Genomic DNA, 12,933 nt, shown 5'->3' on the forward strand with positions numbered 1-12,933 from the left:
ATCTTGATCTGTGATCCCATTTGAGACAGGACATTCAGACTTTAAGTTGGATCTTTTTATATGCGTATTCTCAGAAATTAAAAAGCCCACTCTACAGAGTGGGCTTCCCCTTTATTCTTTTGCGCTGAATGAAGGTTATTGTTGTTTAGTTATAATGAAACAACAACGCAAATATAGCCAAAAGTGTGACGCAAATCAACAAAATTCTACGTACTTTGATAACATTTTAAAGTTTTACTAAAAGATCTTATGTCTAGATCATTCGAAGCATTGTTTAAAGTACAAGCATACTTATTTATATTAAATTCGTATAAATTCATGTTTTACCATTAAAGTTCAACAATATAATAAAAGTAACATGCTCCTCACCTTTCGGTGAGCTTTTCAAACAAATGATCACGCTCCGCTACAAAAACAGAAATTTAAACTGGCTATTCTTTGCACCGAAAACATATGATTTTGCTGTATAACTTTCTGTTGATCGCCTCGACCTGGAATTACTCCTCCAATTTGGGCCGCCTTCTGCAATGAATTTAATTGATGATTTATCAGCAGATACGGAGATCTTGCAATAGGACTCATGTTAGAAATATTTGCCTAATTTTCATACACTTTGACTATATTTGCATCGCGCTGATTTATACGATCTTGCTCTTAAGCAATATTATTGTTTTTCCATTGAGGATAATCAGCATAAGTTTAAAAGGCCTCACTAAATTTTATTTTTTAAAAAATTATTTAAAATTCAAACAATAAGGATCAATAAGTTCAGTTTTTATAAACAGTCTTACTACTCGTATAAGCACAATAGCTCTTATCTCACTCATCTGTTTTTAGCACAAAACATATGAATGTTTGAATAAATAAACTATTTTTTGTGACCGTTACTACAGGTATTTCAATGGATATGAATTTCTGTTCGATATTTTGAGGGTATCATGTATTGACTGTCAACGACCGAGCAGAGTTCACAAAATTAATGTCTTGAGTTGTTTAGCAAATCAGGTTAAATAAACCGTAACAGAGTGAAATATCATGAAACCAAATAAAATTATTAAAAAGATTAATCCTTATAATTATCTGTTTTATAAAGAATTATAATAAAGCTATTGATATATAAGGTTTTTCTGTATTATATGGATAAATTATGGAGTAAAATTACACTCGTACTATATAGTTTCATTGAAATTTTATTAATTAACCTTATATTGGTATATACGTAGCAATCAAGTGCCATATGAATAGATTCCATACAGCTTTGATTTATACTTTTTTGATTAGAGGAACACCTCATGAATAAGTTAATGGTTGCAGTTTTCGCCGGTTTAGTTACCCTGACAGGTTTTAGCGTACAAGCTGCAGCACCAGAACAAGAATGTAAAAAATTACAGGACGATTATAACCTGATCTATGCTTCTAAGGGCTTTTGCTTCAAAGATGCAGATGCTAAAGCAAAGTTTGGTAATGAAAACTGCCATACCACTAAACCAAAATTCTCAGACAAAGAACAGCAACGTCTTGATGAAATCAAAGCTCGCCAAAAAGAGCTGAACTGCAAATAATCAAGCCTCTTACGGAGTTTGATGCTCCGTATCACTCTGAGCATTTCACCAATTTAAAGCTTACGCCCTATTTAAAGGATGAATCATGGCATACGATGACCAAAATATTTTTGCACGCATCCTACGCGGCGAATTACCTGCGATCAAAATCTACGAAGATGATCAAGTTCTCGCTTTTATGGATATTATGCCCCAAGCAGATGGTCATGCTTTAGTAATTCCTAAAACACCTGCTGTGACCTTGTTGGATCTATCTGCTGATGCAGCAGCATATACCATCCAAATTGTTCAAAAAATTGCAAAAGCAATGGAAACAGCTTTAGATGCTAAAGGGATTGTTTTAATGCAGTTGTCTGGTGCAGCTGCTGGACAAACGGTACCTCATGTACACTTTCATTTGATTCCAAGTTCAGTACATGAACTTGGTCGCCATGCGGCGAAAATGGGTGATCAAGAAAAGATTCAAGCTTTAGCTGAAAAAATCAAAGCTGTACTCTAGTTTTTGATTTTTAAAAAGACGGAGTTTTTACTCCGTTTTTTTGTTTTCTAATTAAATGAAAAATAATAAGAAATATAATTATTACTAAATATGAATCGTCATCAAACTGTCATTTATCTTTCACTTCTCTGTCACAAAGTTTACCGATACTGCATACAAGTCAGTGAGCTATGTAACTTTATGTACATAAGCAAGCTCATAACAGTAACTAAGGCATCAGCCATTTACAAAAAGTGTTTTGGAGAAATCTCAATGAAAAAATTGCTTCTTGCTGCTACTGTAGCAACTTTAGCCATGAATGCAGCGCAAGCAGCACCAACATTGTATGGTAAGCTCAATGTGACTTTGGATCAAATTGATAAAAATGGCTTTAAAGATGAAAGCGTAACAAAAGTAAATTCAAACGCTTCTCGTATTGGGGTGAAAGGCGAAGAAAAACTGACGGATAACCTTTCTGCAGTTTACTTGATTGAATGGCAAATTAGTGCAGATGGTGATGGCGATGTATTCAGTAACCGTAACCGCTATGTAGGTATTAAATCTGATGGAATCGGTACTTTAAAAGTTGGTCAATTCGATTCTTACTTTAAAAATGCTGCTGGTAACAACCAAGATATTTTTAACGACCACAACGAGCTAGATATGACAGCTGTATTAGCTGGTGAAGATCGCTTAAAGAATGTGATTGGTTTTGAAACTGATAAAAAATTACTAGGTGGTTTAGCATTCAACATCATGTTCCAACAAGGTGAAGAATCGTCTACTGTAACGAATAATGCAAAAGGTCAGAAAGGTAGCCGTGACAGCTTTGGTGATGGCGTTTCAACCTCGATCACATATGAAAACAAAGACTATGGTTTAGCTGCTGCTGTTGCTGGTAACTTTGGCGTTGCATCTAAATACAATGCTTATAACAGCGAATTAGGTGGAAATATTTACTCAGATGCAATTCGTGTGACCGGCTCATTAGACTTAACACCTGCTGGTGTTGATGGTTTAGTATTTGGTGCATTATGGCAAACAACTCAACCAACTGATGACACTGTAGTAACGACAAGTGGCACTCCAGCAGTCGTGACTTCTTATAAAGGTTTACAAGAAGATGCGTATGGTGTAACAGCTGCATATGTTATTCCATCAACGCCAATCAAGTTAAAAGCAGAATATATTTCTGCAACAACTGAAGTGAATGGTCGTGATGATCGTAAACAAGACCTTTACGGTGTAGGCGCTGACTATCAAATCAACAAACAAACACGTTTCTACGGTGTTGTAGGTCAACAAAAACGTGATTGGTTGGTAAAAGATGATAAGAAAACAACCATCGGTTTAGGTATGGAATACAACTTCTAATTTGAAGTTCAAGTCATACAAAAAATAAAAGGGCAATCTGCCCTTTTATTTTTGCTGTTTTTTATTTCTTTAAGAAACCACTGACCAAATTCAACACTTGCTGAATATCTTGATTGGCTTCTTGAGGATTGGTGCTACTGCCTTGTGGAGTTAAAGAATCAATTACTTGCGGTAGTACAGAAGCAATTGCACCATAAATCGCTTGTTTAGGTGCTTGAGTTTGCTGCGCAACTTGTTCAACATCTTGGTCATCGAATAGGCTTTGAATGTTCTGTTCTGGAACATCAGCGGCATTCTGCTGTTGCGGATCAACCCAACTTTGCACTTGACTCGACAAACCTGCATTTTTCAGTTTATCCAAAGCCCCTTGTAGGCCACCTTGCTTTTGAATCCAAGCCAAAACCAAAGGTAACACTGCAATTAATAAGGTTTGTGCTGTGTTACCACCACCCGTCGCATTACTTTGAGTTGACGTATTTCCACCACTCAATTGGCCCAATACTGAACCTAGAATCCCACCTAAACCGCCTTGTTGGTTCTGCGTATTTTGTTGCTGTCCACCAAGTTGTCCTAAGACAGAACCTAAAATGCCACCTAAACCACCAGCCTGTCCTGATTGTTGCTGACCGCCTAAAGCTTGCTTTGCTAAAATTTCAACAATGTTGGTTAAATCTGTCATGAGCTACACGTTCCTTTTGGAATATTTATCCGAAAAGCATACGCTGCTTTGAAAATACAAAACAAAGTTAAATTGTTAAATTTTGCAAGAACTTGCAACCCATCTTCAAGTAATCAGTATTTACTCAAAAACCAAACAATTGGGGACTTACCAGCGAAATTTATTCCAGTTTTCTGGATTCGCCCAAAATTTGGAGTTGAACCAATCTGGGACATGCTTATAGGTCAAAATATTAAACTGCCATAATGCAAAATCACTATTGTGCTGGGTTTTATCAATCAATTGAGTGAAACCAAGCGAACGTAAGAGTTTTTCATCATCCAGTTTACTGACCACGACAATTCGTTTTGCCATGAGGTCTCGTAGCTTCACCAATAGCTGTGCTTTTTGCGTTTGATTGATGTTTTGCATTTCATCTGTATCAAATAATACAAAACCTAAATCATAACGCTGCGTAAATGGCAGACTTAAAAAGTCAGTTACGCTAAAATAATGCCATTGAATTGAAGCATTTTGGTCAATCTGCTGACCTATACAAAGTGCAGTATGAATGGGCTGTTCTTGAGATAAATCGTCTAGCATAGAAGTGATGACATTTTGTTCAGCCATAACTGCAACCCTTGATTGAAAAGATGAGAGTTTATTAATGGAACTACAAGGCATTTGTCATAAAATGCATGCAGCGCTCAAAACGCATAGTGTAACTGATCAACCAACAAGCAAGGCAAATGTTGAATATAAATTTATACTAGATCGTTCGGAAACTGACCTACCCTTCGTTTTAGGTCAGGAATTAGAGATTGAATGGACAGGCAATATTTTTTGTACCTCATGTGGCGCAAAAACACCGAAGTCATATTCACAAGGTCACTGTTTCAAATGCTTTAAAACCAAAGCCGAATGTGACCTCTGTATTATGAAACCTGAAACCTGCCATTATCATTTAGGCACCTGCCGTGAAGATCAATTCGCGCATGACGTTTGTTTCCAGCCACATATTGTGTATTTAGCGAACTCTAGTGCTTTAAAAATCGGGATTACCCGTATCGTCAATATGCCAACCCGTTGGTTAGATCAAGGTGCAACACAAGCATTACCGATCTTGAAAGTTGGTTCTCGTCGTTTGTCTGGGCATTTAGAAACCTTAATTGGCACTCAAATTGCCGATAAAACTGACTGGCGCAAATTGCTCAAAGGTGAAGCGGAACCGTTGAACCTGCTTGAACAGCGCGATCAAATTCTTGAAGAATTTGCTCCGAAAATTCAAAGCATTCGTGATGAATTCAGTCAAAACCTAGAATTTAATGAAGACTTGGAATTCTTAGAGGATGAAACACCGCGAGAATTTATCTATCCAGTAGAACACTATCCTGAAAAGATTAAATCGCTCAATTTAGATAAAACACCAAAAATTCGTGGTGTATTGCAAGGGATTAAAGGCCAATATTTATTACTCGATATTGGTGTCATCAATATCCGTAAATATACCGGTTATGAACTGATCCTTCGTGCCTAAAATACTTCAATAAAAAAGGTGGCGATTAAGCCACCTTTTTTATTTAGCTTGCATTCAGACAATTCAGAATGGCGTGTACTGGATCTTCGGTATTCCCTGAAATAAGCTGTTTATGCATGCTCAAATGTTGCATCATTTGAATATGTGCCGTTTCATGGTCCATTAATTTTTCAATTTCAGTGGCCAAGCGTTGTGGTGTTGCATCGGCTTGGATCAACTCCTCAATCACTTTCTTGCCTGCAATAATATTCGGCAACGAATAGTAAGGAATTTTAGCCAATAATTTAACGATAATATATGTCAGCCAATTCAACTTATAGAAAGTCACCATTGGACGATGTAACAGCATTGCTTCAAGCGTTGCAGTACCAGAAGCAAGTGCGACAATATCACTGGCATTCATGATGATGCGACCAATTTTTGACTCGGCATCTGTATTTTCTAAAATATGAATTTTTGATTTTAAACTCACATCTAGATTTTGAACCCCTTGTTCAATCTGATGCTTACGCGCATCATTAATCGCAGGAATCAAAAATTCCAGATTCGGATACTTTCGGTGAAGAATTTCAGCAGCCCCCGTCAATAAAGGCAATAAGCGTTCAATTTCACCACGACGGCTTCCTGGTAATAAAGCAACATGTGTTTTATGTGCCGATAGCCCAAGTTGATGCTTGGCCTCAGTAATTGGATTTTTTAGAGGTAACTGCTTAGCCAAAGGATGCCCAACAAATGCAGCGGGTACTTCGTAATTTTCATAAAATGTTTTTTCAAATGGAAATAAGCATAAAACTAAATCAACACTACGTTTAATGCCATGTACCCGGCCTTGACGCCAAGCCCAGACCGATGGGCTAACATATTGCACGGTTTTTATAGGTAAATTCTTTTCTTTAATGGTCTTGGATAAACGTAAGTTAAAATCGGGTGCGTCAATACCGATAAAAATATCAACGGGATGCTCAGTCCAACGTTCAATTAACCCATCGCGGACAGCAAACAGTTTTTTTAAGTCTTTGAGAACTTCAACAATCCCCATTACCGATAAAATCTCCATCGGATAATAGCTATGAAATCCTTCTGCAATCATTTGTGGGCCGCCAATCCCTTCAAATTCAGCATCAATGCCCTGTTCGCGAAAACTGCGCATGAGTTTCACCCCTAGAGTATCTCCAGAAACTTCCCCCACCACGATACCAATTTTTAGTTTTTGCTTTAACAAGACTCACGCCCCACTGAAATATTTAAATGATTCTAACAGAATGATTTTACACCGAATCGAAACAAACAATGCAATTTGTTCACGATTGGTGAACATCAAATAGTATCTAAAATGACTTTTATTTTTAAAAATTCAATCTAGATTTACGATGAGCTAAGAATTGATTGCAATCCAGCTAAGATTTAATATTAACAAGAATCATTTCCATGTGTGATTTATTCTCCCTCCTATTGCACCAAGACCGTTTATGGCCAAATCTACATCTACTCCGTTTGTCTATCGACTGAGCATTTTCTATCGCTTTGTATTGACCTTTGCTCTTGGCTATCTTTGTATGATGTATTTAAGTATTAGCCTGACCATGATATTGACCGCTGTCTTAGATAAAGCGGAAGCCGTTTATCTAGCAGCCTTTATTGCGACGCTGTTTTATTTGGCCTTCATCATTATCAGTTTTTGTGCAAACTCTTTACTCAAACTCACGATGATCAGCCTGATTTTAACAGCTGCTTTGTTTGGCTTATCTGTAGGTTTAAATTAAAAATGCAAAATAAAGGCGTTCGCCAATCGATGGCATGGTTACATGCTTGGACAGGCTTGATTTTTGGTTGGCTTTTATTTGCCATTTTTCTGATGGGGACCAGTTCATATTATCGTCATCAGATTAATCTCTGGATGCAACCACAACTGGCGCAATATCAAGTTAATCAAGATACTGCTATTCGTACAGCAACAGATTATTTAGCCAAAAATGCCACAGATGCAAAATCATGGTATCTCAGCATTGCCAATCATGAAGAACCCGTCAATAAAATGTATTGGGAGAAAGCCAGTGGTGGCTACGAAAGCCGTAGTTTAGATGCCAATACCGGTAAAGAACTTCAACTCTCTGCAACTCAAGGTGGGGATTTCTTTTACAATTTTCATTTCCAGTTGTATGGCGTGCCCATCATGGTTGGGCGATTGATTGCCTGTCTCGCTGCATTTATTATGCTGGTTGCCTTGGTGTCAGGCATCATCACACATAAAAAGATTTTTACCGATTTCTTTACCCTCAGAACATTTAAGTCACAGCGTTCCTGGTTAGATTTTCATAATGTATCTTCAGTACTAGCACTGCCTTTTTTCTTGACCATTACCTTTACAGGCTTGGCGATTTTCTTTTACCTCTATCTCCCTTGGGGAATGAAAAAAGTCTATCCAGACAATCCTTTTCAATTTTTTACTGAAATTAGAACCGTCAATCAGACACTAGCCAACACACCTCCTAATAAAGCTGAAATGTTGCCGATCAACACCTTATTAGAAAAAGTAAAACAGCAATGGGGTGAACAAGCTTTGGCTTCAATTGAAGTTAAAAATCCCAATACTGACCAGGCCGTGATTACCTTTAAGCAGTTAGAAGATCGATCGATCACCTTAAATCAGGCACAAATCACCTTTGATGGCACAGGAAAAATTCTCGGAAATACCCGTAATAATAGTACTGTCGCAACCTTACATTCAGGTGTTTATGGCTTACATATGGCGACCTTCGCACAGCCCGTACTTCGCTTTGCTTTCTTTTGTTCGGGTATTTTAGGCTGTTTAATGATTGCTTCAGGTTTATTGCTCTGGAGTTTAAAACGCCAGATTCAAAACAAGTCTGATCAATTCCACTTTGGCTATTATTTAGTTGACCGTTTAAATGTCGCGGCATTTATTGGCCTTCCAACAGCCATGCTCGGCTATCTTTTCGCCAATCGATTGGTACACGTGACAGAGACCACACCTAACTATGAAATCTATACATTTTTTAGTATCTGGGCGCTGAGTTTCATCATCGCACTATTCACGAAAAAACAATACTTATGGAAATCACAGGTTTTTATCTTTGGATTAGTTGCCTTGATTCTACCTGTGTATAACTTGCTTTATCTGATCAATCATCAGCTGATCACAGATCTGCAAAGTTATTGGCTGTTCTTGCGTATTGATTTATTCCTATTAATCTGCGCCCTGTTTGCCGCGTTTATTTTTAAAAATATTCAACCGATTCAACAAAAATCAGCTCAAAAAATCAAAGCAAAATTAGCCAAAAATGAGGTGAAAGCATGATCATTTTGAGCCTTGTATTGATATTGATTGGGATGCTACTGCTATATAAATGCAGTTCAAAACAAATCAACAAAACCAAACAACCGCTTTTTATTCGCTATCAAACACACCTTAAAGTTTTGGCTTATGTCTTTTTCTTGCTAGCTGGTAGCCTGCTTTGTTTAAAATATGGTAGTTCTATTGGCTTTATCAGTTGGTGGATTTTTGCAACTCCTGTGACCTTTCTATTGGTGTTATGGGTCAATGAACTCAAACCATCGAAAAAATAAAATGCACTTGAATACAACAGCTATCCTCAACTTCTGCCAAGGATAGCTGCACAACTTAAAAATTAATGCCCGTGATGGCTATGATCTTCCTGAGTTGCTTTTTTATCCTTATCATCACAACATTTCATCTTTTTTTCACAGCATTCTTTCTTGTTAGCTGCATCTTTTTCCTTACAACAATCACCTGCTGCAAATGCTGGTACAGTTGTTGCGAGTAAGATTGTTGAAACTAATAAAGTTTTAAAATTTAACATGATTGTATCCTTTAAATAAAAATAAGAAATTTGAATTTATAAAAACAGGATACGATTTGGAGGACGGTAAGGTAACTGATAAACCCCTAAAGTGAGTTCATCCAGATATTCTGAATCCATCGTCGTTGTGAATTGTAGAATTCGTTGAAGTGGTTGATCACGTTGTACAAAAGTCACTGCCACACAGCAAAGGCTTTTTTGACAATGAGAAGAATCCATTTTCTCAAGGCTTATAGATGTATGCTTGCCCATATCTGGCATTCCGCAATCCATCTCTGGACTATGGCTTTGTATGCTTTGATGTAAATTACTTTGATCAACCTCATTCATAGACACAGCCATTGCATAGCTATTGGTGATAAAACACATAGCGATCAGCAATGAAATGATGGTTCGAATGAAAATAGACATAAATATGAAGATAATCAGCAATACAGTCCTTGTACAGCCTTCAAAATAAACCAAGCATGCTCACTAAAGCAAGATAATCGTGATAATTGATGAGTAAAAAGCGATTGTTTCGGATTTCTTTAGCTTTTTTATGCATAAGCAAATCACTATTCATCACAACGAGTTATCTTAAAAAAGCATAAGATATGCTGTTTTTTGCATAATTAGGCATATTGTCGATGTTTGGTCCTATAGAATTTATTATGGCTGGCGTATTGGTTGGCTTCTGTGTCGGTATCACAGGTGTAGGTGGTGGTTCATTAATGACCCCGATCCTGATTAGTCTATTCAAAATTGAACCACACATCGCGATTGGTACTGATTTACTTTATGCCTCAATTTCAAAATTCTGCGGTTCATTCGTTCATGCCAAAAAACTGAATATTGTCTGGCCAATTGTACTGTGGCTTGCTCTAGGCAGTATTCCTGCATCTTTTGCGACCTCATGGGTACTTGAACATTACTTAAGCCAGTCAACGCACTATAAAGCTGTATTGACTATGGTCTTGGGCTTTATGTTGACCTTAACAGGTGTGTCTATTGTTTTCCGTACGCAAATTGAAAAGCTGTTTGATCGTTTCCGTAACCGTGAACAAGCCGATATGGAAAGCGAACAACATGCTTTGCAACACAAACGTCATTACATTGTCATTATGGGTGTGGTATTAGGCATCTTTGTGACCTTATCATCAGTCGGTGCTGGTGCTTTCGGTATCATGGCCTTAGTTTTAATGTTCCCGAATTTACCGATGATTCGTATTATTGGTTCAGACGTGGTTCATGCTGTATTACTCACCGCAGTTGCAGGTCTAAGCCATATGTCTTCGGGTAACGTGGATTTCACCTTGTTAATGTGGCTATTGGTTGGTTCAATTCCTGCGATTATTGTCGGGACTTTGATTAGCTCACGTATGCCTGAAAGACTGATCCGTAAAATTCTAGGTATTACTCTATTCGCCTTGGGTGTAAACTTTATGGTGAACCCGATCAAGGCGAAACCAAAACCAGTTGAAACCCAACACGCGATCGTGATTCAGCAGACAAACCATTCAACAACAACTGTTTAACCCTTAAAATGCCGATTATTTCCGTATAAATTGCGATTATCGCTAGTTAATCAATCGGCATTTCATGCTATATTCGTAGACAAAATAACCTTTTCTTTCGATTGAATTTGTGACAGCAATGAATACTCTACAGTCAAATCCAGTTTCTCAGCCAGATATCGACGACGTTAATATTAAAAGCATTCAAACTTTGATTACCCCAGCAGAACTGAAAGCTGATCTTCCTTTATCTGATGCTGCATCTCAAACTGTGTTACAAGGACGTGCAACTGTACGCAACATTTTAGATGGCGATGATAAGCGCTTGTTTGTTGTGATTGGCCCTTGCTCAATCCACGATACCAAAGCCGCGCATGAATATGCTGATCGTCTAAAAGTCCTTAGCGAAAAAGTTAAAGATACTTTGTATCTGGTGATGCGTGTTTATTTTGAAAAACCACGTACTACGGTGGGCTGGAAAGGTTTAATCAATGATCCAGATATGAACGATTCTTTCAATATTGAAAAAGGTTTACATATCGGTCGTGGCTTATTGATCGATTTAAATGAAAAAGGTTTGCCATGTGCAACTGAAGCATTGGATCCAAACTCACCACAGTACTATCAAGACTTGATTTCTTGGTCTGCGATTGGTGCACGTACTACAGAAAGCCAAACACACCGTGAAATGTCTTCAGGCCTATCCTCACCTGTTGGCTTTAAAAATGGTACAGATGGTGGCTTAACGGTTGCAACCAACGCGATGCAATCTGTTAAACATGGTCACAGCTTTTTGGGCCTGAATGAAAATGGTCAAGTTGCGATTATCAATACCAAAGGTAACCCTTATGCACACGTCGTGTTACGTGGCGGTAATGGTAAGCCAAACTATGATGCAACTTCAGTTGCAGAAGCTGAAGCTGCTTTGGCAAAAGCCAAAGTTAGCAATAAGATCATGATTGATACTAGCCATGCTAACTCAAACAAAGACCCATACTTACAACCTTTGGTTTTGAAAAACATCACTGAACAAATTCTGGATGGCAACAAATCAATCGTTGGGATCATGGTGGAAAGTCACTTGAAAGGTGGCCGTCAGGACATTCCTGAAAATCTGTGTGATCTTGAATATGGTAAATCAGTGACTGATGGCTGTATCGATTGGGAAACCACGGAAAAAGCATTACTTGAAATGCATGAAGCCTTAAAAGACGTATTACCAACGCGTTAATTTGATCTTTTATTCATCATAAAAACAGGCTCTTATGAGCCTGTTTTTTTATTTATAGATTTGATCAATCTGCACAAACGTACAATACAGCCCGCCTCACTTTATTCTATTTTGATTATCCTTTGTTATTGATTCATTTAGGTTAATCATGGAAATTTTTCTTTATACCTTAAGTGTGATGTACAGCCCTGGCCCTGTAAATTTTATGGGATTAAATGCCGGACTGAATGGACAATTCTCTCGGACATTGGGATTTTTTGCAGGTGTTGGCTGCTCTATGCTGGTGTTATTCATTGTGTTTGGTTATGCAGGCGCAGCTTTGATTCCACATGATTATCTACATTTTATTGCTTTAATCGGTGCACTTTATACCTTTTATTTAGCCTATAAAATGATGACGGCACATACTGAACTCGACACAGATCAAACCCACAATAAAGCACTAAGTTTTTGGAATGGCTTCTGGATTCAAAGCCTAAATCCTAAAGCAATTTTGGTAATTTTACCTGTGACCACGATTATGTATCCTGCTGCGCATATCACAGGTAGCTTGATTCTCATTGTTTCCTTCTTCATTTCTGTTGGCGCTTCAGGTGCACCACTGCTGTATTCATTGGCAGGATCAGTCATTGGCAAGAAACTAAGCAATCCAATTTGGCTTAACCGCCTCAATAAAATATTGGGAATTTTCTTGATCATTTCAGGTCTATTGATGTTGTCTGATTTCTTAAAAAGGATGCATTTTATTTAAACTT

General features: G+C 37.7%; 15 protein-coding genes. 10 read left to right on the forward strand and 5 right to left on the reverse strand.

The window, feature by feature from the left end; translation table 11 throughout:
• The first annotated feature begins 1,292 nt into the window (after positions 1-1,292).
• The 3 genes from MMO42_RS01910 (at position 1,293) to MMO42_RS01920 (ending at position 3,414) form a co-directional block, all read left to right on the forward strand.
• A complete protein-coding gene (locus tag MMO42_RS01910; RefSeq protein WP_241318957.1) occupies positions 1,293-1,562 on the forward strand; it encodes a YARHG domain-containing protein in 270 nt (89 codons plus the stop codon).
• 85 nt (positions 1,563-1,647) lie between these two features.
• Complete coding sequence (locus MMO42_RS01915) at positions 1,648-2,061, forward strand: HIT family protein (RefSeq protein ID WP_241318959.1); 414 nt, start codon at positions 1,648-1,650, stop codon at positions 2,059-2,061.
• Between the two features lie 252 nt (positions 2,062-2,313).
• A complete protein-coding gene (locus tag MMO42_RS01920) occupies positions 2,314-3,414 on the forward strand; it encodes a porin (protein ID WP_241318961.1) in 1,101 nt (366 codons plus the stop codon).
• A 61-nt stretch (positions 3,415-3,475) separates the two neighbouring features.
• Here MMO42_RS01920 and MMO42_RS01925 read toward each other — a convergent pair whose 3' ends face one another.
• Both MMO42_RS01925 and MMO42_RS01930 read right to left on the reverse strand, forming a co-directional pair.
• Positions 3,476-4,093 carry a YidB family protein gene (locus MMO42_RS01925; protein WP_241318963.1) on the reverse strand — a complete coding sequence of 206 codons (618 nt, stop codon included), beginning with the start codon at positions 4,091-4,093 and terminating at the stop codon, positions 3,476-3,478.
• 147 nt (positions 4,094-4,240) lie between these two features.
• Positions 4,241-4,702: a DUF6231 family protein gene (locus MMO42_RS01930; RefSeq protein ID WP_241318964.1), complete on the reverse strand. Its 462-nt coding sequence runs from the start codon at positions 4,700-4,702 to the stop codon at positions 4,241-4,243.
• 37 nt (positions 4,703-4,739) lie between these two features.
• Between MMO42_RS01930 and MMO42_RS01935 the strand changes: the two genes are divergently transcribed.
• Positions 4,740-5,609, forward strand: coding sequence for a DUF2797 domain-containing protein (locus MMO42_RS01935; protein ID WP_241318966.1), 870 nt, complete (start codon positions 4,740-4,742; stop codon positions 5,607-5,609).
• Between the two features lie 43 nt (positions 5,610-5,652).
• Here the strand turns inward: MMO42_RS01935 and lpxB are convergent, their stop codons facing one another.
• A complete protein-coding gene (lpxB, locus tag MMO42_RS01940) occupies positions 5,653-6,831 on the reverse strand; it encodes a lipid-A-disaccharide synthase (RefSeq protein WP_241318968.1) in 1,179 nt (392 codons plus the stop codon).
• Between the two features lie 247 nt (positions 6,832-7,078).
• Here lpxB and MMO42_RS01945 point away from each other — a divergent pair, with 247 nt between their 5' ends.
• Genes MMO42_RS01945 through MMO42_RS01955 form a run of 3 tightly spaced genes read left to right on the forward strand, consistent with a single transcriptional unit; the run spans position 7,079 to position 9,197 of the window.
• On the forward strand, positions 7,079-7,372 hold the full coding sequence (locus MMO42_RS01945) for a hypothetical protein (RefSeq protein WP_005293917.1): 294 nt from the start codon (positions 7,079-7,081) through the stop codon (positions 7,370-7,372).
• Positions 7,373-7,374: 2 nt separating this feature from the next.
• Positions 7,375-8,928 carry a PepSY-associated TM helix domain-containing protein gene (locus MMO42_RS01950; RefSeq protein WP_241318970.1) on the forward strand — a complete coding sequence of 518 codons (1,554 nt, stop codon included), beginning with the start codon at positions 7,375-7,377 and terminating at the stop codon, positions 8,926-8,928.
• Complete coding sequence (locus tag MMO42_RS01955) at positions 8,925-9,197, forward strand: DUF1634 domain-containing protein (protein WP_241318972.1); 273 nt, start codon at positions 8,925-8,927, stop codon at positions 9,195-9,197. The genes MMO42_RS01950 and MMO42_RS01955 overlap by 4 nt, the downstream gene beginning before the upstream one ends.
• Before the next feature lie 62 nt (positions 9,198-9,259).
• On the opposite strand, the gene MMO42_RS01960 is transcribed toward MMO42_RS01955, so the two are convergent.
• Together MMO42_RS01960 and MMO42_RS01965 are read right to left on the reverse strand one after the other, a co-directional pair.
• Positions 9,260-9,451 (reverse strand): hypothetical protein, encoded by a 192-nt coding sequence (locus tag MMO42_RS01960; RefSeq protein WP_241318973.1) that lies wholly within the window; start codon positions 9,449-9,451, stop codon positions 9,260-9,262.
• Between the two features lie 36 nt (positions 9,452-9,487).
• Positions 9,488-9,862 (reverse strand): hypothetical protein, encoded by a 375-nt coding sequence (locus MMO42_RS01965; protein WP_241318975.1) that lies wholly within the window; start codon positions 9,860-9,862, stop codon positions 9,488-9,490.
• A 218-nt stretch (positions 9,863-10,080) separates the two neighbouring features.
• On the opposite strand from MMO42_RS01965, the gene MMO42_RS01970 reads away from it, so the two are divergent.
• From MMO42_RS01970 to MMO42_RS01980, 3 genes are all read left to right on the forward strand, one after another.
• A complete protein-coding gene (locus MMO42_RS01970; protein WP_241318977.1) occupies positions 10,081-10,968 on the forward strand; it encodes a sulfite exporter TauE/SafE family protein in 888 nt (295 codons plus the stop codon).
• Positions 10,969-11,086: 118 nt separating this feature from the next.
• Positions 11,087-12,178 carry a 3-deoxy-7-phosphoheptulonate synthase gene (locus MMO42_RS01975; protein ID WP_005293898.1) on the forward strand — a complete coding sequence of 364 codons (1,092 nt, stop codon included), beginning with the start codon at positions 11,087-11,089 and terminating at the stop codon, positions 12,176-12,178.
• A gap of 148 nt (positions 12,179-12,326) precedes the next feature.
• Entirely contained in the window at positions 12,327-12,929 is a 603-nt protein-coding gene (locus MMO42_RS01980) for a LysE family transporter (protein ID WP_241318978.1), read from the forward strand.
• Positions 12,930-12,933 lie beyond the last annotated feature (4 nt).

The organism is Acinetobacter sp. ANC 3882 (genome assembly GCF_022549545.1).
Taxonomy (GTDB): Bacteria; Pseudomonadota; Gammaproteobacteria; order Pseudomonadales; family Moraxellaceae; genus Acinetobacter.

Excerpts from the sequence above, each read along its gene's own strand:
- MMO42_RS01910 (WP_241318957.1), top strand. The coding sequence starts at position 1,293 with ATGAATAAGTTAATGGTTGCAGTTTTCGCCGGTTTAGTTACCCTGACA.
- MMO42_RS01915 (WP_241318959.1), top strand. The coding sequence starts at position 1,648 with ATGGCATACGATGACCAAAATATTTTTGCACGCATCCTACGCGGCGAA.
- MMO42_RS01920 (WP_241318961.1), top strand. The coding sequence starts at position 2,314 with ATGAAAAAATTGCTTCTTGCTGCTACTGTAGCAACTTTAGCCATGAAT.
- MMO42_RS01925 (WP_241318963.1), bottom strand. The coding sequence starts at position 4,093 with ATGACAGATTTAACCAACATTGTTGAAATTTTAGCAAAGCAAGCTTTA.
- MMO42_RS01930 (WP_241318964.1), bottom strand. The coding sequence starts at position 4,702 with ATGGCTGAACAAAATGTCATCACTTCTATGCTAGACGATTTATCTCAA.
- MMO42_RS01935 (WP_241318966.1), top strand. The coding sequence starts at position 4,740 with ATGGAACTACAAGGCATTTGTCATAAAATGCATGCAGCGCTCAAAACG.
- MMO42_RS01945 (WP_005293917.1), top strand. The coding sequence starts at position 7,079 with ATGGCCAAATCTACATCTACTCCGTTTGTCTATCGACTGAGCATTTTC.
- MMO42_RS01950 (WP_241318970.1), top strand. The coding sequence starts at position 7,375 with ATGCAAAATAAAGGCGTTCGCCAATCGATGGCATGGTTACATGCTTGG.
- MMO42_RS01955 (WP_241318972.1), top strand. The coding sequence starts at position 8,925 with ATGATCATTTTGAGCCTTGTATTGATATTGATTGGGATGCTACTGCTA.
- MMO42_RS01960 (WP_241318973.1), bottom strand. The coding sequence starts at position 9,451 with ATGTTAAATTTTAAAACTTTATTAGTTTCAACAATCTTACTCGCAACA.
- MMO42_RS01965 (WP_241318975.1), bottom strand. The coding sequence starts at position 9,862 with ATGTCTATTTTCATTCGAACCATCATTTCATTGCTGATCGCTATGTGT.
- MMO42_RS01970 (WP_241318977.1), top strand. The coding sequence starts at position 10,081 with ATGTTTGGTCCTATAGAATTTATTATGGCTGGCGTATTGGTTGGCTTC.
- MMO42_RS01975 (WP_005293898.1), top strand. The coding sequence starts at position 11,087 with ATGAATACTCTACAGTCAAATCCAGTTTCTCAGCCAGATATCGACGAC.
- MMO42_RS01980 (WP_241318978.1), top strand. The coding sequence starts at position 12,327 with ATGGAAATTTTTCTTTATACCTTAAGTGTGATGTACAGCCCTGGCCCT.